This window comes from Maribacter sp. MJ134 (assembly GCF_003970695.1).
In the GTDB taxonomy this organism is placed as follows: Bacteria; Bacteroidota; Bacteroidia; order Flavobacteriales; family Flavobacteriaceae; genus Maribacter.
This window is the reverse complement of sequence record NZ_CP034570.1, coordinates 3,026,958-3,046,990: the sequence shown is the minus strand read 5'-3', so window position 1 is coordinate 3,046,990 and position 20,033 is coordinate 3,026,958. Positions and strand designations below refer to the sequence as shown.

19 protein-coding genes and 1 tRNA gene are annotated in these 20,033 nt (G+C 37.7%); 15 read left to right on the top strand and 5 right to left on the bottom strand.

Annotation, left to right across the window (positions count from 1 at the left end; all coding sequences use genetic code 11):
- Positions 1–2 precede the first annotated feature (2 nt).
- The 3 genes from EJ994_RS13185 (at position 3) to EJ994_RS13175 (ending at position 1,482) form a co-directional block, all read left to right on the top strand.
- Positions 3–947, top strand: coding sequence for a type IX secretion system membrane protein PorP/SprF (locus EJ994_RS13185; RefSeq protein WP_126592915.1), 945 nt, complete (start codon positions 3–5; stop codon positions 945–947).
- A 46-nt stretch (positions 948–993) separates the two neighbouring features.
- Positions 994–1,353, top strand: coding sequence for a dihydroneopterin aldolase (gene folB / locus EJ994_RS13180; RefSeq protein ID WP_126592914.1), 360 nt, complete (start codon positions 994–996; stop codon positions 1,351–1,353).
- A gap of 55 nt (positions 1,354–1,408) precedes the next feature.
- Positions 1,409–1,482 (top strand) — tRNA-Cys (locus EJ994_RS13175).
- 208 nt (positions 1,483–1,690) lie between these two features.
- Here EJ994_RS13175 and EJ994_RS13170 read toward each other — a convergent pair.
- Both EJ994_RS13170 and holB read right to left on the bottom strand, forming a co-directional pair.
- Entirely contained in the window at positions 1,691–2,086 is a 396-nt protein-coding gene (locus EJ994_RS13170; RefSeq protein ID WP_126592913.1) for a DoxX family protein, read from the bottom strand.
- On the bottom strand, positions 2,083–3,246 hold the full coding sequence (gene holB / locus EJ994_RS13165) for a DNA polymerase III subunit delta' (RefSeq protein ID WP_126593726.1): 1,164 nt from the start codon (positions 3,244–3,246) through the stop codon (positions 2,083–2,085). Before holB ends, EJ994_RS13170 begins: the two co-directional genes overlap by 4 nt.
- A gap of 126 nt (positions 3,247–3,372) precedes the next feature.
- Here holB and EJ994_RS13160 point away from each other — a divergent pair, with 126 nt between their 5' ends.
- The 3 genes from EJ994_RS13160 (at position 3,373) to EJ994_RS13150 (ending at position 7,326) form a co-directional block, all read left to right on the top strand.
- The gene (locus EJ994_RS13160) at positions 3,373–4,563 is read left to right on the top strand and encodes a phosphoglycerate kinase (protein WP_126592912.1); all 1,191 of its coding nucleotides are present in this window, start codon (positions 3,373–3,375) and stop codon (positions 4,561–4,563) included.
- Between the two features lie 119 nt (positions 4,564–4,682).
- The gene (locus EJ994_RS13155; protein WP_241240782.1) at positions 4,683–6,323 is read left to right on the top strand and encodes a LysM peptidoglycan-binding domain-containing protein; all 1,641 of its coding nucleotides are present in this window, start codon (positions 4,683–4,685) and stop codon (positions 6,321–6,323) included.
- 13 nt (positions 6,324–6,336) lie between these two features.
- Positions 6,337–7,326 (top strand): DUF4837 family protein, encoded by a 990-nt coding sequence (locus EJ994_RS13150; protein WP_126592911.1) that lies wholly within the window; start codon positions 6,337–6,339, stop codon positions 7,324–7,326.
- 68 nt (positions 7,327–7,394) lie between these two features.
- Here the strand turns inward: EJ994_RS13150 and EJ994_RS17450 are convergent, their stop codons facing one another.
- The 3 genes from EJ994_RS17450 to tatA form a co-directional block, all read right to left on the bottom strand.
- The gene (locus EJ994_RS17450) at positions 7,395–7,571 is read right to left on the bottom strand and encodes a DUF6747 family protein (protein WP_164721465.1); all 177 of its coding nucleotides are present in this window, start codon (positions 7,569–7,571) and stop codon (positions 7,395–7,397) included.
- A 342-nt stretch (positions 7,572–7,913) separates the two neighbouring features.
- Complete coding sequence (locus EJ994_RS13145; RefSeq protein ID WP_241240781.1) at positions 7,914–10,439, bottom strand: OmpA family protein; 2,526 nt, start codon at positions 10,437–10,439, stop codon at positions 7,914–7,916.
- A gap of 274 nt (positions 10,440–10,713) precedes the next feature.
- The gene (tatA, locus tag EJ994_RS13140) at positions 10,714–10,899 is read right to left on the bottom strand and encodes a twin-arginine translocase TatA/TatE family subunit (RefSeq protein ID WP_126592910.1); all 186 of its coding nucleotides are present in this window, start codon (positions 10,897–10,899) and stop codon (positions 10,714–10,716) included.
- Between the two features lie 200 nt (positions 10,900–11,099).
- Here tatA and EJ994_RS13135 point away from each other — a divergent pair, with 200 nt between their 5' ends.
- The 9 genes from EJ994_RS13135 to EJ994_RS13095 all read left to right on the top strand — a co-directional run bounded on the left by EJ994_RS13135 (position 11,100) and on the right by EJ994_RS13095 (position 20,024).
- Positions 11,100–11,969: a M23 family metallopeptidase gene (locus tag EJ994_RS13135; RefSeq protein WP_126592909.1), complete on the top strand. Its 870-nt coding sequence runs from the start codon at positions 11,100–11,102 to the stop codon at positions 11,967–11,969.
- Positions 11,970–11,975: 6 nt separating this feature from the next.
- Positions 11,976–13,475, top strand: a complete 1,500-nt coding sequence (locus EJ994_RS13130; RefSeq protein ID WP_126592908.1) for a GH3 auxin-responsive promoter family protein — start codon at positions 11,976–11,978, stop codon at positions 13,473–13,475.
- Between the two features lie 45 nt (positions 13,476–13,520).
- Entirely contained in the window at positions 13,521–15,203 is a 1,683-nt protein-coding gene (locus EJ994_RS13125; RefSeq protein WP_126592907.1) for a DUF6909 family protein, read from the top strand.
- Between the two features lie 3 nt (positions 15,204–15,206).
- Positions 15,207–16,211, top strand: coding sequence for a hypothetical protein (locus EJ994_RS13120; RefSeq protein WP_126592906.1), 1,005 nt, complete (start codon positions 15,207–15,209; stop codon positions 16,209–16,211).
- Between the two features lie 10 nt (positions 16,212–16,221).
- Positions 16,222–17,268, top strand: coding sequence for a dTDP-glucose 4,6-dehydratase (gene rfbB, locus EJ994_RS13115; protein ID WP_126592905.1), 1,047 nt, complete (start codon positions 16,222–16,224; stop codon positions 17,266–17,268).
- Between the two features lie 8 nt (positions 17,269–17,276).
- A complete protein-coding gene (gene rfbA / locus EJ994_RS13110; RefSeq protein WP_126592904.1) occupies positions 17,277–18,146 on the top strand; it encodes a glucose-1-phosphate thymidylyltransferase RfbA in 870 nt (289 codons plus the stop codon).
- Entirely contained in the window at positions 18,143–18,688 is a 546-nt protein-coding gene (gene rfbC, locus EJ994_RS13105; protein WP_126592903.1) for a dTDP-4-dehydrorhamnose 3,5-epimerase, read from the top strand. Before rfbA ends, rfbC begins: the two co-directional genes overlap by 4 nt.
- On the top strand, positions 18,685–19,536 hold the full coding sequence (gene rfbD, locus EJ994_RS13100; protein WP_126592902.1) for a dTDP-4-dehydrorhamnose reductase: 852 nt from the start codon (positions 18,685–18,687) through the stop codon (positions 19,534–19,536). The genes rfbC and rfbD overlap by 4 nt, the downstream gene beginning before the upstream one ends.
- 89 nt (positions 19,537–19,625) lie before the next feature.
- A complete protein-coding gene (locus EJ994_RS13095; RefSeq protein WP_126592901.1) occupies positions 19,626–20,024 on the top strand; it encodes a hypothetical protein in 399 nt (132 codons plus the stop codon).
- The last annotated feature ends 9 nt before the right edge of the window (positions 20,025–20,033 follow it).

The following is a 20,033-nucleotide window of genomic DNA, read 5'->3' as shown; positions in this document are numbered from 1 at the left end:
TTATGCGAAATAAATTATTGACCTTGGCCTTTTTAATAAGTGCCTTCGCCCTTAAAGGTCAGGAGCTGACAATCCCCCAGTTGTCTCAGTATTTGGCAGATAATCCTTTTGTGATGTCCCCAACATATGCAGGTATTGGCGACCATGTAAAAATTCGTGTTAACGGATTAACGCAATGGGTTGGCATTAAAGATGCTCCGGACACACAGTCTTTGGCGGCTGATATGCGTGTTGGAGAAAAATCAGGGATAGGCGCTTTACTGTACAATGATAGCAATGGAGAAACCAAGCAAAGGGGAGCACGAGTTTCATTTGCACATCACTTAACGTTGGACAGGTATGATGATGAATTTCTATCCTTTGGTATCTCCTACAATTTTAACCAGTTTAGAATAGATATTGAGAATTTTGATGCTTTAGACCCTAGTGTTACAGATGATAGGGCTACTACCAACCATAATTTTGACGTAGGTCTTTTGTATAGGTATGATAAGTTTTACATCAGCGCCAACGCATCAAATTTAATAGATAAGGATTTGACCAAGTTCAACCCTATTTTTGAGCCCAATAGATTACGTAATTATTACCTCTACACGGGATATAGGTATAGCAAGAGCAAGAACAGCAACCTAGAAATAGAACCATCGGTATTTTTTCAACTTTTTGAGAGTGATGGCCGTTCGGTAACCGATTTGAACGTAAAGTTCAGATGGTACGATTTTGAAGATTACTACTATGCCGGTGTAACCTATCGTTTTCTTAATGATCAGATTGGTGACCCTTTATACATTGCCCCTATAGCAGGATTAAAGAAGAGCAATTTTTATTTTGGGTATTCTTATCAAATTATTCTTAACGAATTACTTGGCTATAGCACGGGTACTCACGTGCTAACATTAGGGGTAGATCTCTTCCAAGGAATTAGTAATTGTAGGTGTACGTATTAGGAAATTGTTTCTTTTATCATAAGTTTACGGCTTATAACATCAACAAATGGGAACAGTCCTTGTAGAAAACATAAGAGTTTACGCCTATCACGGTTGCCTACCTCAAGAAACGCGGTTAGGAAGCGATTATCTAGTGAATATCTCAGTGAAAGCGGACTTGTCCAAAGCCGCTGCTACGGATAGTCTTGAAGATACCGTGGATTATGTTCATATAAACCATATCGTAAAAGAGGAAATGGCCATACCTTCCAAACTTTTAGAACATGTAGCTCAAAGAATAAACGGGCGCATATTTAAAGAGCTACCAACTGTTAAAACTTCAAAAGTAGCGGTATCCAAAGTAAACCCTCCTATAAACGGTGATGTTGAAAAAGTTACGGTAACCTTAAAATCAAAAAGAACGTGATTATATATTTTTGAAACCTTGTAATAAGGTACTACCTTTGCAGTCCATAAATCATGGCATCGTGGCCGAGTGGCTAGGCACAGCTCTGCAAAAGCTTGTACAGCGGTTCGAATCCGCTCGATGCCTCCAAGACCTTCCGAAAAGGAAGGTCTTTTGTTTTGGGGTGTTTCGGTACAGCGGTTCCCCCTTGCGTTTGGGGCGCTCGATGCCTGCAAGACCTTCCTTTTTCAGAGGGTTTTCTTTTTACTCGATAATCGAGATTGATAATGTTTCAATATTAGCTTCAAAGAAATGTTTGCTTTCCTTCTAATGCCTCATGGGTTTGTTCCGAGGTCCTTTACTGTAACAGGAAGACCAGGAATATAGCGGGAATAAAATAGACGGCTATGGTTCTGGCACCTTCATAATCTTTAGCTATTCTTTGTCCAAAAAGGAGCATTAATAACGCAAGACAGGATAATATTGCCCCATAAAGCGCCATGACGGTGTTGCCCGTAGTAGCCATTTGGACCAGGCCGATTAAACAAAGAATCCCTGCGACCATTTCGGTAAGCAACACGGTACCAAGAAGTAGGGGGACCATATTTTTTAATGGAGTCTTTGAGAAATGACCCTTGAGCCAACCAAGATTTCCATTCCAATCTATAATTTTATCGATGCCACTTTGTAAAAAAGTAACGATCAAGAATATTAACAGTAAAATTTCAGCAGGATATTCTAAAAATGATTTCATGTCTTTAATTGGTTTGGTTTTTTGTGTAATAGTCGCGTAAGTTTTATGGACAGATCCGTAAAAACTATTTTGGCATTGCCATTTCTTTCAATATGATAAATGGCTTTTTCAAGCTCCTCGGTTATGATAATAATATTGTTCTCATGAACAAAAGGCGCGAATTTTTTTAATTGGAAACCAGCATCGTGAATTTTCATGTATGCGAGTTCTTCTGCCCCGTAGTTGATAAGCATTGCTTGGCGCATTACCGTAATACAATAGTGTAGGAATTTTTTTTGTACCTCTCTTCCAGTTTTTGCAAGTTCTTCACTCCAAAGAATAAGCTCATGTATAGCGCCTTTATTGCCTTTTGCCTTAAATGCAGTACGCACCCATTGAATAAACCATTTCTCGAATACCAAATCCTCCGAATCTTCATTCAGCAAATCAACGGCCTTGTTAAAGTTTCCATTGGCCTCGTGTGCAATGCGGATAGCTTCTTGCTTGTTCGCTCCTTTTTCAATTAGAGCCTTTGTAATGGCATCCTCTGACAAGGGTGGAAAGTGTAGTACTTGGCATCTTGATCGTATCGTTTGTATTATTTGTTCCTCGTCTTCACAAAGCAATAGAAATACCGTTTTTTCAGGAGGTTCTTCAATAAGTTTTAAGAGTTTGTTGGCCGCAGCGTTGTTCATGCGTTCCGCCATCCATATTAACATCACCTTATAACCGCCTTCATAAGACTTTAGGGATAATTTTTTTACAACGTCCAGCGCTTCATCCACCCCAATTTGCCCTTGCTTCTTTTCAATATCTATTAGACGGTACCAGTCAAAAAGATTACCATAAGGTTGTTCGCTTATAAACTGTCTCCATTCCTGCATGTAATGATTGCTCACTGCATGGCTTTTTACTTTGTCTGAATTTGCGACCGGAAAAGCAAAATGAACATCAGGGTGGGAAAGGGAATCGAACTTTAAATTGCAGTTCATGGAACCTTCCGAGTTTTCACCATTTTTATTTCCACAGACGATATACTGGGTGTAGGCCAATGCCATAGGCAGGGTGCCACAGCCTTCTGGACCAACGAATAATTGTGCATGCGGTATTCTTCCCGCATCTGCACTTTGCGCCAAGTGATTCTTTATATGGGATAACCCTAAAATATCTTTGAACAACATAAAGTCAAATATAGTCGTTTTTTGACCCATAAAGGAATTACATTTTTGCTCAAATAATCTTGTGCGGCACTTTATCTCATCCCTAATTAATCTTTACATTTGTGACTTACTAAAAGTAGAAATTTCATGAAACTATTGGACGATTATAATTTTGAAAATAAAAAAGCACTTATCCGAGTCGATTTTAATGTTCCATTAAACGAGGACTTTGAAGTCGCGGACACCAACCGAATCGAGGCTGCTAAACCAACAATTATAAAAGTTTTGGAAGACGGCGGTAGCGCTGTGCTTATGAGCCATTTGGGCAGGCCAAAAGGGGCGCGTAACCCGGACATGTCTTTAAAGCACATTTGCGCCAAGGTTTCTGATATTATCGGTGTTGCTGTGAAATTCGTGGAGGACTGTGTGGGCGATGAAGCCGAAAAAGCGGTTCAAGAATTACAGGATGGCGAAGTACTTTTATTAGAAAACCTTAGATATCATTCAGAAGAGGAAAACGGAGATGAGGCTTTTGCCGAAAAGCTCTCAAAACTGGGCGACATATACGTAAACGATGCTTTTGGAACGGCGCACAGGGCACATGCATCAACCACCATAGTGGCTAAATATTTTGAGGGAGCTAAGTGTTTTGGTTATTTGTTGGCCAAAGAAATAGATGCCATTGAAAAGGTGATGCAGACAGGCGAAAAACCTGTTCTTGCCATCCTGGGTGGTGCAAAGGTATCCTCTAAGATTACCATTATAGAAAATATTCTAGATAAAGTAGACGATTTAATTATTGGTGGTGGCATGACCTATACCTTCATTAAGGCCCAAGGAGGCGAGGTAGGAGATTCCATTTGCGAGGATGATAAGATGGACCTTGCCATGGATATTCTAAAACAGGCAAAAGAAAAAGGAGTTAACGTTCATATTCCGGTAGATGTTTTGGCTGCAGACGATTTTAGCAACGATGCCCAAACACAGGTGGTTGATGTAGATAAAATACCCAACGGCTGGCAAGGTCTTGACGCTGGCCCAAGAACATTAGAGATTTTTAAGAATGTAATCACAAACTCCAAGACTATTCTATGGAACGGTCCGGTCGGAGTTTTTGAAATGGAAAATTTTGCCAAGGGAACTATTTCCGTAGGTAATTTTATTGACCAAGCTACACAAAATGGTGCTTTTTCCCTTGTTGGAGGAGGTGATTCCGTTGCAGCGGTAAAACAATTTGGCTTTGAGGAAAAAGTGAGCTACGTATCTACTGGCGGTGGTGCAATGTTAGAGAGCCTAGAGGGTAAAACCTTACCTGGAATAGCTGCAATATTAGCGTAGTAAGGGCGTTATCGATAAACGGAACATATCGAAATTATCTGCATTTTAAGAGATTAAATTTTATTCTCACAAAAAAATGTACGATTTTCGTTGGTCCCGCTTAGAATATTTCGTCCAATATGAGCAAGTTAAAATTTAATTCTTTCATCTTATTAGGAATGTTATCTGTTGCCTTCTTTACCAATGGGCAAGAAGTAGATTCCGTTGTGCAGTTCAGTAAAACGGGGAATTTAGAAAAATCAATTTCTAAAGACGTGCCCGTCTTAGTTTCTGATTCCATAGTTCAAACACCAAGTTCAAGCGCCGCAAAAGCTGTTCCGGAAGGGAATCTTGTCCTCATGAAACCCAAGGATTCTACTACGTATAATTTGCGTGATATGGAATTGGCCAAAAAATTGGACAGTTTATGGATGAAAGAACTAATGGCCAGCGCTTCACTTTTTGATGAAATTTACGATGAAGTCACTACTTTAGATACCAGTGAAGGGGCGGTATTGGATTTAAATACGGACACTTTGAAACTTCGATTAGAACGGCTTAATCAAAAAACCCCTTTTAATGTTACATATAACCCTTCATTAGAGAGTGTTATAAAATCTTTTCTTACTAGAAAACGTGGACTAATGGAAAAGATGATGACGGTAAGTCAATTCTATTTCCCCCTCTTTGAGCAAGAATTGGACAACCATAATATTCCCCTGGAAATGAAATATTTGTCCATTGTGGAATCCGCATTGAACCCTAAAGCAAGATCACGAGTGGGCGCAACGGGTCTTTGGCAGTTCATGTACGGCACAGGCCGTGAAATGAAGCTAGAAATCAATAGTTACGTAGATGAACGCAGCGACCCTATAAAATCAACAGAAGCCGCCTGTAAGTATTTGAACAGGCTATATACTATTTATGAGGATTGGGATTTGGCATTGGCAGCCTACAATTCTGGACCCGGAAACATTAATAAGGCCATAAGAAGGTCTGGAGGGCATAGAAATTATTGGAACATAAGAAGAAACCTTCCTAGGGAAACGGCGGGGTATGTTCCTGCTTTTTTAGCAACAATGTATATTTTCGAGTATGCTGAAGAACATGGTATTAAAGGAAAGAAAGTAGACCGGCCTTATTTTGAGACGGATACCATTCATGTTAAAAGCTTGATTACGTTCGACCAGATTTCGGAACTCACAGGGATATCCAAGGAAGAACTGAAAATATTGAATCCTTCCTATAAGTTAGATGTTATTCCTTTTCAAAAAAACAAGGAACATGCACTGCGGCTTCCGTTAGCGGAAATGGGGAAGTTTGTAGCCAATGAAGAGGCCATTTATGCCCATGTTGCTAAAGAGCTTAAAAGTAAAGAAAGTCCATTACCGCAATTGGTAAAGCAAGCGGAGGAGAACAGGATCAGATACCGAGTGCGAGATGGTGATTATCTAGGTAAAATAGCCATGAGATACGGAGTAGGGGTAAGCCAGATAAAACGATGGAACGGTCTCAGGGGAAATAATTTAAGAATAGGACAACGGTTGACCATATACCCAAGAAAAAGTGTGGTAGCGGCAATAACACCGAAAAAGACCCCTTCTAGAACAGCTACTTCTAGCAATTCTCGCGTACACGAAGTGAGGAGTGGTGATTCGCTTTGGACCATTTCTAGAAAATATCCTGGAGTTAGTATTGACAATTTACGAGAATGGAACGGTATTAGTGGTAACAATTTAAAACCAGGCACAAAACTTAAATTGTGCGATTGTTCATCGTAAACAGAAATACAAAATGAAAAAATTATTTTTCTTGCCCATTTTCACCTTTTTGCTGTTATCCTCTTGTGAAGAAGGAGAAAAAAAGGATTACTTGCCCAATTCCATAGGCGCTTACAACACCTTAACGGTAGTTATAGACAACGAGTTATGGAATAGCGAGGTGGGGGATAGAATTCGAGAGAATTTTGCTGCTCCCGCACTAGGCCTTACCTGGGACGAAGCCTTATTTAGCATTACCCAAATACCACCGCAAGTATTTTCTGGAGCGGTAAGGAATACAAGGGCCGTTCTTTATGTTATGGAAGACTCCCTGAGCATAGCCCATATGAAAAAGAACATGTACGCTAAGCCACAAAAAGTAGGTGTAATCAAGGGTAGAACCAAGGATGAAATCATTACTAACCTCAACAAAAAGGCACCGGAATTTATCGAGGCTTTTAAGAAATTGGAATTGGATGAGGCTCAAAAGAGGTTCTTAAAATCGCTAAGTAAAGAAAAGGCCCTACAGAACAATTTTGGTGTTGAATTGAACGTACCATCAATTTATAAAGTAGGTCGTGAAGAAAAAGACTTTGTTTGGATAGACCGTCAGATTCAGAAGGGTAACATGAACATTATTGCGTACAGTGTGCCTTGGGATACCTTTAAGAACGATTCTACATTTGTGCAAGATATCGTAAGTATGAGAGATTCCATCGGGAGACTGTTCATACCTGGCGAAGACATTCCCGGAAAGGAAAATTATATGATAACGGAGAAGGCCTTTTCGCCCTATGTTTTCCCTGTAGAAATAGCTGGCAGAAAAGCAGCTGAGGTCAGAGGTATTTGGGAAATGTCCGGATATCCTATGGCAGGCCCTTTTTTAACCTATATCATTAATGATAAACCGAACAACAGAAAATTAGTGCTGGAAGGTTTTACCTTTGCCCCTGCAACGGAGAAGAGAGATTATATGTTTGAACTGGAAGCCATTATGAAAACGGTGCGTTTTACAGAAAAGTAATATTAAGGATATATAAAAAACGCCAGTGAAATTTCACTGGCGTTTTTTGTTCTTATTTGTTTTAACTTTTATAGGTTACTGAAGGAAAATCCGGTAGACACCCTAAAGACAAAAGCATAAATGGCTAGTGCTAAAAGCGCAAAACACAGCCAAGAAAAAACTTTGAAATAATTTTCTAGGATGTAGCTCTTCCAATTTTTAAAAGCCTCAAGATATATTTCTTTTACGAGTATAATTTTTTCCATACCTGAACATTTATAGCTTTCTAAGCTATAAATATCCGATATGTCTTTTGCAATAGCGAATAGACTAGACCAATGGATTATAAAAACTATGAAAGGGAAAAGCGTATTATAAATAATCTACAAGTGGTTGAATTATAGGTTTAACGGTTTTTTTATGGAATATTACAATATACTCAAGTATGTAATAATCTCATTGAGAGTCTAAATGACATAAGTGGAAATTGTTAGGCTTTATTGGATAATCGAGTTCAGAAATGCTCCTAGATAATTTACAAATTGAAACAAAAGCAAAAAGCCATAGACGTGAATCCATGGCTTTCTTCTAGTTTATCTTGGTACTATTTACATTTCTACGATGATAAATTCTGACCTACGGTTTAAGTAGTGGTTCTGTTCAGTACAGGCTACGCTTCCATCACAGCCATTTAAGAGTCTTTCCTCTCCATAACCAGTAGCACTTTGTATACGCTCTGGCGCAATTCCCTTAGAAATAATATAGTCTCTTGTAGACTCGGCTCTTTTACCGGACAGGTATTTGTTATAAACCGCACTACCCCTGGAATCTGTATGGGATTCTACCTTTATGACCATATCAGGATATTCGTTCATTACTTCTACTAACTTATCAAGTTCATTAGCGGCATCAGGCCTTATGTAAGACTTATCAAAATTAAAGTGAATCATTTCTGTCTTAAGCTTGCGTATACCATTCTCAACAGTTATCATTTCTTGAAGCTTTCTTAGCTTAACTTCTACATTTACCGTTGTATTATCCTCTGTAGCGGTTTCCCTTTCATCTTCAAAATAAGTGTCACCACCTGTAGTTCTTAAAGTGTACCTTGTGTTAGAATCTAAATCTTCGAATATGAAACTGCCATCCTCCGCGGTTTCTACCTCCTTGAGCTTAATATTGTTTTCATCCAGTAATTCTACCATGGCCTTAGGCATTAAATCACCCGTAATGAGCTCTGTAACAACCCCAGCAATAGCGTTTTTATTCTCAGGAATTTCTTCTAAAACAAGTCGTTTAAAGGAATAGATGTCATCATCTCCCTTTCCACCATCCCTATTGGAGGCGAAATAGCCTTTTTGAGTCTCCTCATCTACGATATAGGAGAAATCGTCTTTATTGCTATTTATAGGTTTGCCAAGGTTTCGTACTTCAGTAAATCCTTTTTCGGCATCAAAAGAAGCTTCAAAAACGTCCAGTCCTCCCAAACCTGTATGTCCGTCCGATGAGAAATAGAACTTTTTATCATTAATAAAGGGGAACATTTCTTTTTGCTCCGTATTAATTTCTGGACCTAAATTCCGTGGTTCTGAAAACGAGCCATCTTCATTGATATCAACGACAAAAATATCTGTTTCCCCAAGAGATCCAGGCATATCGGATACAAAATACATTTTCTTGCCATCCGAGCTTATAGCTGGGTGCCCAGTAGAATAGGCGTCACTATTAAAGGAAACTTCCGTTGCCTCTAACCATTCACCGTTAACCTTTTTAGAACGATAAATTTTAAGGTGGTTGATACCTTTCTTGTCTCGCTTTAGCTTCTTTCCGTAATTGTTACGCGTAAAATACATGGTCTCATTGTCTGGAGAAAAAGCTACGGAAGCTTCATGATATTTGGTATTGACTTTCTTTGAGAATTTAACGGCGTTCTTCAATTCTTGTGATTCTTCATTTAGCTTAGAAACGTAGAGGTCCAAATAGGGCTGATTATTCCATTTATACCGCCTGGTATTAAAAACGGAGGAGTCCATAGCAGAAGCAAAAACGACATCTTCTCCAAAGAACATAGGAGAAAATTCTGAGTTTTCTGAATTGATTTTTAGATTTTTGATATCAAATTTCTTCTCGGTATTCAGAATATTGTCAAGTTCTATTTCTCTTTGTTTGTTAAAGGCGCTAGCCGGCTCGCTTGAAGCTTTTAATCTTTTATTGTAGAGGCGCATCAATTTCTTTGATCTTGCGTAATTACCCGTTCCTTTTAGCGAATGAGCGTATTTAAAGATATTATCCGCGGACATCTCATCACTGTAGTTCTCATATAGTATATTGTACCATTTGTAAGCCTGCTCCATGTTCGTGTTGAAATAGTGCGCATCTCCAGCTTTTTGTAATACTTGGTATGAATAATTGTCTTGACTTTTATTCAAGGCCATTTCATATAATTTTGCCGCTTCAGCGTACCACATTTTATTGAAATATTCATCGGCACGCTTAACAAGCTTATCCTTATTGGCTGATTTTTCGGAAACTTCTTTTTCTAAAATTATATTTCCAGCAATTTCATTACTTATTTCGTTCTCCAAGACTGGTTGATTGGAACTGTTATTGACGGCCAATGCCCGGTTTGGCTCACTATCATCTATTTTAAGAATCCAGACATTGTCTTTGTAAGTATTATCGAATTTTGAATTAACGTCTTCAATTGCTGGTTGCCAATCGTTGTAACTCTTGAGGTAATAGTAGTAAAGACCCTTGTCTTGAATAAAGATATAACCTGGCTCAAACCCTTTTCTTTTATGTTTTTTTATAGCTCTTTTTAAATTCTTATCAGAACTAAGCACCATGGATATCACATAATATCCATCGGTAGCGTCCTTTAAATTGGAAAATGTGCGCTGCGGAATGTCGTTGGCGTCGGCAGCTCGCAGGAAGGAATCCTCATCTTGTGCTGATTGGTCGGCATCTTCGGTAAAATTATGGTCTATTGTACTAGGAGATTCTTCCTGTACGGATAAATCGTTAAGACCTTGTCCGTTGATGATCAAAGTGAACGCCACAAAGAGAAGCGTTAAAATATTTTTTATAGGGGTATACATCATCTTCATGTTTAGAAGTACATTAAAAGTTGTCTTCATTATGGAGCACCGGCCATTTGTTTGCGGTATCCAAAAACCGAAAATACAAGTTAGGCCTCGACCGATTTATTTTTTGTTGTGAAAGAGCTGGTTTTTGTCGTGTAAACAGCAATCTTGTTTACTTTAGGAAATGGGCAAGCGTTAAAACGTAGTATTGCACACCAGATATTTGGTAATTATTGATGGGTAAGTAAATAGATAGTGATAAAGAAAAAATGAAATAAAAAAAGCGCCAGTTTAATTGGCGCATGATAAATTTAAATTGGGAGAAGGACTACTCTTTCTTGGGTTCTTCTAAATTTTCATCTTCTTTTGAGGCATCTTTGAATTCTTTAATACCGCTTCCTAAACCGCGCATTAATTCGGGGATTTTCTTTCCTCCAAACAACAATAGCACTACGAGAACAACAATTGCTATTTGCCATGGGCCAATAGCCAGAATTATATTAGAAAATGTCATATCAATATCTTTTATAAGAGTAACAAAGGTACTAAAAACTAAAATAGCTTGCTAAGATATTAACGCATCCTGCCATGTATTAATTGTCCGCAAGAGTTTTTGTGCCTTTATTTGCTGATTTTAAGTCGATTACAAAGACAGGTATAGATTTTTGCTGACGAATCAATGCTATTTACCTTGGTAAGTTTATCTTTGTTGTAATGGCTAAAAAAGTAAAAAAGAGAAAGGAAATTAAGCGAAAACTACTTCATAAGTATCGCTTGGTTATTCTTAATGAAAATACTTTTGAGGAAAAGATATCCTTCAAACTAAGCCGGCTCAACGTTTTTGTTACCGGTTCTCTTTTTATGATAGGGCTTATAGGTTTCACCATTTTATTAATAGCCTTTACCCCGCTAAGGGAGTATATCCCTGGCTATTCTTCTACTAGACTTAAGAAACAGGCCACCGAACTTACCTATAAAACAGACTCTTTAGTACGGATTTTGAATTATACCAATAAGTATTTAGATAATATTAGAATGGTATTGAAGGGAGACATCGAAAATAATGAAATTAACAGGGATTCCTTATTCGATCAATTTAAAATAGACCCAACATCCATTGATTTGACACCTACCAAGGAAGATTCGCTCCTAAGGGCTGAGGTAGCTTTGGAGGATAAATACAATTTATTTGAGCGCACAACCGCAAAAAGCATTCTCGTGTTATTTCCGCCGATCACCGGCACTGTTACCATGAATTTTGACGCCCAGAAAAAACATTATGCCGTAGATATTGTTGCCCCTATAGACACGCCAGTAAAGGCTGTTGCTAATGGGACAGTGATTTTTGCGGAATGGACAGCAGATACGGGTTACGTAATTATCCTGGAACATAAAGGCGGTCTTTTAAGTGTGTATAAGCATAATGGGTCATTAGATAAGTTTCAAGGCGCAATAGTCCGCTCTGGTGAAGTTATAGCCTCTGTGGGTAATACGGGTGAACTGACCACCGGACCCCATTTACATTTTGAACTATGGGATAACGGTAACCCGGTGAATCCGTCCGATTTTATAGATTTTAATTAGCACCCCATGTCATTAAAAGGATTAGCCGCTAAGATTTTTGCTTACAAAATTGCACGTAAGACCGCATCATGGTCCAAACGTCCTTTTAAGACCCAGGATAAAGTTTTTGAAGATTTAATAAGAAAGGCGAAGGACACCACTTTTGGCATTGACCACCGTTTCAAGGAAATAAAGAACCATTCAGATTTTATTTCTCGTGTGCCTGTACGAGACTACGAGGAACTTAAACCATACGTAGGCCAAGTCATAGAGGGTAAGGAAAATGTGTTGTGGCCGGGGAAACCTGTATACTTTGCAAAAACTTCTGGCACTACTTCTGGGGCCAAGTACATACCCATTACGGCGTCCTCTATAAAGAATCAGGTAAATGCATCAAGAGACGCTATATTAGGTTATATTCATGAAACGGGTAATACGGGTTTTGTAGACGGTAAAATGATATTCTTGCAGGGCAGTCCTGTCCTACAGGAGAAAAATGGAATTAAGCTAGGGAGGCTTTCTGGAATTTCGGCACATTACGTGCCGAGTTACCTGCAAAAGAATAGACTGCCTTCTTGGGAAACGAATTGCATTGAAGACTGGGAGGAAAAGGTGAACGCGGTCGTGGAGGAAACGGTGGGGCAGAACATGACGGTAATTGCGGGGATTCCCTCATGGGTGCAAATGTACTTTGAAAGACTCAAAGAAAAAACCAATCGGAATATTGGAGATTTGTTCAAAAATTTTGAACTTTTTATTTATGGAGGAGTGAACTATGGTCCTTACAAGAAGAAGTTTGAGGAACTTATAGGAAGGAAAGTGGCGAGCATTGAGCTATTTCCGGCCAGTGAAGGTTTTTTTGCGTATCAGAATTCTCAAAAGGAAAACGGAATGCTTCTGCTTTTGGATTCCGGAATATTTTACGAATTTATAAAGGCAGATACTTTCTTTGAAGAAGACAGGAAACGAATTACGTTGCAAGAGGTGGAGTTGCATATAGATTACGTTATGATTATTTCCACCGATGCAGGTCTGTGGGGGTACAATTTAGGAGATACCATTCGGTTTATTTCTATCGAGCCCTTTAAAATAATAGTATCTGGAAGAATTAAACACTTTATTTCGGCATTTGGGGAACATGTTATAGCCAAAGAAGTGGAGCAGGCAATGCAAGAAGCCATGGATCAAACCGATGCTAAAGTCAATGAATTCACCGTTGCACCCCAAATTACTCCTGCTGAAAATGAGCTGCCCTATCATGAATGGCTCATTGAGTTCGAAAGAAAACCGTCTAACATGAAGGATTTCATTGAAACCTTAGATAAATCGCTTCAACAACAGAATAGTTACTACTATGATTTGATAGCAGGCAACATTCTGCAGACCCTGAAAATCTCCTCGATTAAAAAGAACGGTTTTCAGGAATATATGAGGTCCATTGGAAAACTTGGCGGACAAAATAAAGTACAGCGACTTTCTAACGATAGAAAGGTTGCAGATGTACTATTAGCGCAAAAAGAGAATTAAAGTAAGCGTAATAGATCTTTAATTGTAATTTTGTAGGAAATATTTATGGGAAAAGCAATCACTACCACTAGAGCGCAAGAATCTACAAATGCCATAGAACGTCTTTACGTTACCATGAGACATCTATTCAATAGAGGTTTCTACAAACCGAACGGTGTATCAGGAGAGGCCCTCAAAAACGCCCTGCTGTCCTTACGGCCAGAAATTTATGGCTCAGTAGCGGAGGACAAGGCAGAACTCAATGGTCTTATTTATGTCTTGGAAAGACTTCCAGAAGGAATAGAACAATGTAGGTTTATCAACCTTACATCGGACGAAGGTTTTGGCATATCGCACATAGCACCTATTATTCCACCAAAAAGAAGGCGAAATTGCTATCGAATAGACGATGAGCAAATGAATATCGAAATTACCCGTGGCCGATCGGATATTTATGATATTCTTACGCACTTAACGTTTTTATTCATTGAGTCCGATAAAATATGCAAGCGTGTTCTTATTCCCGAAACGGAAAAGACCATAAGAGATTGGTCAAAACTCGAGAAGACGGTGAGTAAAGATAAAATCACCCAAGAAGAGCGTGAAATAGCACTGATACATACTGCAAATATTTTGGGAAGGTCTTTTGAAGAAATCGTCGAGGTATATGGGAAATTTGCGACCAAGGACAATCCGGAACGTTTTCTTAAGATTGTTTATTGGCTCGGTAAATTGGCGTTAGAAGAAGAAGTTACAGGAGAAAAACGAGCGGTAACTTTTAGTTCGTTGTTACGGGAAAGGCTGGGTCATCATATTCATGGAGAGCGTTGGGCCAATAACATTAAAGAGGCCCTAAAAAAACATGGGTTATTGGGCAGACCGATTCATATAATTTCTGCCAATATGCATAGCGTAATGAATTCATTGTTCGCGAGAAAGGCGCTAGAGGCAGAATTTCCCAACTCCGACTCCTTAGAAATTTATGAAGCTTTAAGTAGTTCTGGCAACACCTCTTTAAGACAAAAAGTTCAAGATGTAGCCGAAAAAAACGGTATGATATCCCTAAAAGACACTTCAGGGACAAATATAGATGTGCAGATTTTTGACCTGGCCAAGTTAACGGAAGATGCATGTTGTTATGATTCTCCTGAGGCCACTGATGCTAAAAAACCTGTTATATTTGTAATGGACTATGCATTTGGTGAGCAAGCTTATGAAACTATTGATGAGTTTTTGAAACCCTTTGGAAACAAAAAGAAGAAGGCTATTTTTTTAAATGTAGATTCCATATCCATCATGGGTAAAGCAGGAATTTTAGAAGGAGGCAAAGGGGATTTAATGATTCCTTCTGCTCATATTTTTGAGGGTACTGCAGATAATTACCCGTTTAAGAACGAGCTTTGCGCAAAGGATTTTGAGGGGTATGATCTAAAGGTTTTTGAGGGTACTATGGTTACAGTATTGGGCACCTCGTTGCAGAACAAGGATATTTTGAAGTTTTTTCATAAGTCAACCTGGAACGTCATTGGACTGGAAATGGAGGGAGTTCACTATCAAAAAGCGATACAGTCGGCATCAAAGATTCGGAAAAGCATTAAAAGCGATGTTAAGGTTAGATATGCTTATTATGCATCGGATAATCCTTTAGAGACCGGAAGCACCTTGGCATCCGGGGGATTAGGAACTACAGGTGTAAAACCGACATACTTGATAACGGATAGAATATTAAAACAGATTTTTAATTCATAGGAAATGGAAGAAAAAAATTCATCAAATCCCTCCAAAAATTCTGATGAGATAGATTTAGGACAATTGTTCCAAATGATAGGGAACGGGTTTAATAAATTGTTCAAAGCGTTTCTTAGGCTTTTTGTGTACTTGAAAAAGAATGCACTTGTCCTTACAGGGCTAGTTGTGGTGGGAGCGGGAATAGGATATGGATTAAACCAAATTGTCTCAAAGAAACTTAAAACCGAGGTCATCGTAAAGCCTCAGACGGACAGTAAAAATTATTTATACGATGTCATCGATGAAATACAAGCCAATATAAAATCCAAAAACACTGCGTTTTTTGAGTCCATAGATATACAAAATATAGACTATAGTGGTTTAGAAGTAACTATCTCTAAGGTAGTCGGAGATTCTAAAAGTGAAAGTGACAAGCAGTATTTAGAACTCCTACAAAGTTTTGACGATACCGAAGCAATTGCAGACATTGTCAGAGCAGAACTTCAAAATAAGAGTTCTTATAATCATAGAATTACATTTTTTTACAAAGATGCTGGATTAGGTGAGGATTTTGCCAAAAAGGTAATGCGGTATATAAATAATAATACTTATTTCAAGGGTCTTCTTGTTATTTATAGAGCTAACGCCAGTTCGAGGATAGAACAGAATATGCGACTATTGAATCAGGTTGACGAAATCATTGCCAATTACTCTAATAAAATAAAACGAACTGATGATTCTCTAGGTAATGATAGAATTATCTTGGATAACCAAGAGACCGTTGATATTACGGGTTTATTCGACCTAAAGAATAGTTTAATCGAGGATATTGAGGCCAAGAAAATAGAGCTTGAGCAACGTACGGAAGCAGTTAAGATAATCAACTTCGGGAAAACACAACAAATTACGAAATCTTTTCTTGGAAAGAATATTGTTTTAGTGCCTCTATTGTTGGTAGGTCTTTACTTTTTGTTCTCGGTAGTAAAATATCTGGACAGAAAATCAAAGGAAATGCTAACGGTTAATTAAATTAAAATACATAATGAAAATACTAATTACGGGCGGTGCAGGTTTTATAGGCTCTCATGTTGTCAGAAAATTTGTGAAAACATATCCAAGTTACACTATATATAATTTAGATGCCTTGACCTATGCTGGTAATCTGGAGAATTTAAAGGATATTGATGCTCTCCCAAACTACGAATTTATTAAAGGGGACATCGCAAATGAGGAATTTATAACCAGACTCTTTAAAGATTATGTATTCGACGGCGTTGTGCATTTGGCCGCTGAATCTCATGTAGACAGGTCCATTAGCGACCCAATGGCCTTTGTTAAAACTAATGTTATAGGGACTGTTAATTTACTAAATGGCTTTAAGAATATTTGGCAAGGGAATTTTAACGATAAAAGATTCTACCATGTTAGCACTGATGAGGTATATGGTAGTCTTGGAGCCGATGGTTTATTTACCGAAACTACTCCTTATGACCCCAATTCCCCATACTCGGCCTCAAAAGCAAGTTCAGACCACTTTGTACGGGCCTATGGAGAGACTTATGGCATGCCATACGTAATTACCAACTGTTCAAATAATTATGGGCCGTATCATTTTCCAGAAAAACTAATTCCTTTATTTATTAATAATATTATTGAAAAAAAGCCGCTTCCGGTTTATGGAGATGGTAAATATACAAGAGATTGGTTATTTGTTGAAGACCATGCTAATGCAATAGATTTAGTTTTTCATAAAGGAAGCAATCATGAAACTTATAACATTGGTGGCTTTAACGAATGGCAAAACATAGATTTGGTAAAATTACTCTGCGATATAATGGATCAAAAATTATCTAGACCTGTTGGCAGTTCTCAAGCATTAATTTCTTATGTAAAGGATAGGCCAGGCCATGACCTTAGATACGCCATTGATGCTTCCAAAATAAACAAAGAATTAGGTTGGAAGCCCTCTGTAACCTTCGAAGAGGGTTTAGATAAGACCGTAGATTGGTATCTTTCTAATGAAGAATGGCTAAACAATGTCACTTCCGGAGATTACCAAGAATACTATAAGAACATGTATAAATAAAATTAAGAATGAAGGGAATAATACTCGCAGGGGGTTCCGGAACAAGATTGCATCCACTTACGCTTTCAGTCAGCAAACAGTTAATGCCGATATATGATAAGCCAATGATATATTACCCGTTATCAACCTTAATATATTCAGGAATAAGGGAAATTCTAATTATATCAACGCCAAAAGACCTTCCCCTTTTTGAAGATTTGTTAGGAGATGGTAAAAAATATGGATGTTCTTTCTCCTATGCGGCCCAAGATGCTCCGAACGGTCTTGCCGAAGCATTTATAATTGGAGAAGAATTTATAGGTGAGGATAAGGTTGCACTGATTTTGGGAGATAACATATTCTATGGCTCCGGATTGGCCAGTTTACTCCAATCCAACAACAATCCAGAAGGGGGCATTATATACGCTTATAGGGTCCATGATCCGGAAAGATATGGAGTTGTCGAGTTTAATGAACAAGGAAAAGCAATAAGCATAGAAGAAAAACCACTAGAACCAAAATCCAATTTTGCGGTTCCAGGGATTTATTTTTATGACAATGATGTGGTTGAAATAGCTAAAAATATACCTCCTAGTTCTAGGGGCGAGTTAGAAATTACAGATGTGAACAAGGTATATTTAGAAAAAGGAAAGTTAAGTGTTAGTATTTTGGATAGAGGCACAGCTTGGTTAGATACGGGAACTTTTCAATCCTTAATGCAAGCTTCTCAATTCGTTGAGGTCATTGAGGAGCGCCAAGGACTCAAAATTGGCGCTATTGAAGCGGCTGCCTATGAAATGGGTTATATTGATAAAAATCAATTCAAAGAATTAGCAAAACCTTTAATGAAAAGTGGATATGGGAAGAACTTATTAGGAATTTTAAACAACAAAACATGACTTTTACTGAAACTAAGCTAAAAGGTTGCTTTGTTTTGGAGCCTAATATTTTCGAAGATGACAGAGGCTATTTTTTCGAGTCTTTTAATAAGACAAGGTTCAATAAAGGAATAGGAACTACTATTGATTTTGTTCAAGACAATCAATCTTTCTCCGCTCAAGGTGTAATCAGAGCTATTCATTATCAAACAGGAGTACATGCCCAAGCAAAATTGGTGCGTGTATTAAGCGGTGCAGTGCTCGATGTAGCCGTAGATTTGAGAAAAGATTCACCAACTTTTGGAGAATATGTGGCTATTGAATTAAATAGCGAAAATAAAAAACAGCTTTTTATACCGAAAGGTTTTGGTCATGGCTTTGCCGTCTTATCAGAGACAGCAGAGTTTTATTATAAATGTGATAATTATTACAACAAGGAGGCGGAAGCAGGTATCTTATATAATGATAAGGAACTAGGTATAGATTGGAAAATCTCAGACAACGAGATTGTTCTGTCCAATAAAGACTTAGAACTTCCATTATTTAAAAATGCAAAACTTTGAAGAATATTTTAGTAACAGGTGCTAAAGGACAGCTAGGAAGTTCCATACAAGAATTAGTCAAAGGTTTAGGGCTTTACCAGTTTGTTTTTACAGATTCCGAGACATTGGATATTACAAATGAAAAGGATATTTCAAACTTTTTTAAAGAGACCAATTTTGATTACTGCATTAATTGTGCAGCCTATACTGCTGTTGACAGAGCAGAAATAGAAACAGAATTATGTTACAAAAGTAATGCAGAGGCAGTTCAAATATTGGCCAAAACCTGTGCTAAGCATAGTTGCATCCTAATACATATTTCAACAGACTTTATATTCGATGGAAAAAAAAACGAGCCCTATATAGAAACTGACCAACCAAACCCCTTGAATGTTTATGGATTGTCCAAATTGAAAGGTGAAAATTACGTTAAAGAATATTTAGATTCGTATTTCATAGTGCGTACCTCTTGGGTATATTCTGAATACGGAAACAACTTTGTAAAAACCATATTGAAATTAGGAGAGCAAATGGAACGGCTTAATGTTATTTCCGATCAATACGGATCCCCAACATACGCAAAGGATTTAGCCGAATTCATTATAGCACTCGTGCATAAAGATTCCAAGGATTTTGGTATTTACCATTTTAGCAACCGAGGAAATATAAGTTGGTATGATTTTGCAAAGGCAATTATAGAGCTTTCAAATATCAATACGACTATTTTGCCCATCGCTTCCAAGGATTATAAAGCAAAAGCATTGAGACCTAAAAATTCTGTAATAAACACAGACAAGGCTCAGAATTTTTTGGAAAAGCCTGTTAAAAACTGGAAACAAAGTTTAGCCAAATGCATAGAAAAACTATAATTGCGAAGGCGCATTTACTGCTATTCTTGAGTTATCTCCTTTTAGGGTGTTATGATAAGGGCTTAACTAATCAAGAAATATCTATAAAATTGACATTCAAAATGTTAGAGGATGATAGGATTAAATTCTATTACATACCTGAACATAAGAACACTTATGATGAAGATAATGTAATTGAAACCAAAATCACGGGATCTTCAAAAATACAAGGTATAAATATAGAGCTTAATCAAATTCCCAAAAAATTCAGGATTGATTTAGGAGAGAGTAAACATGAAACAACTATTTCTATTGCATCTATTATTATCGGTACTATGAATGATAGAATTGAGATTAATGAAAAAACGATTCACCGTTTTTTTTCGCCTAATATTTATGCAATAAAATCAGAGAACGGCTACAAAAGAATAAGTATAGACAATAGATACGACCCCTTCATAGAATCTACGGCACTATTGCATCAAAAAATCAAATTGGAATTCTTTTAATATAATAAA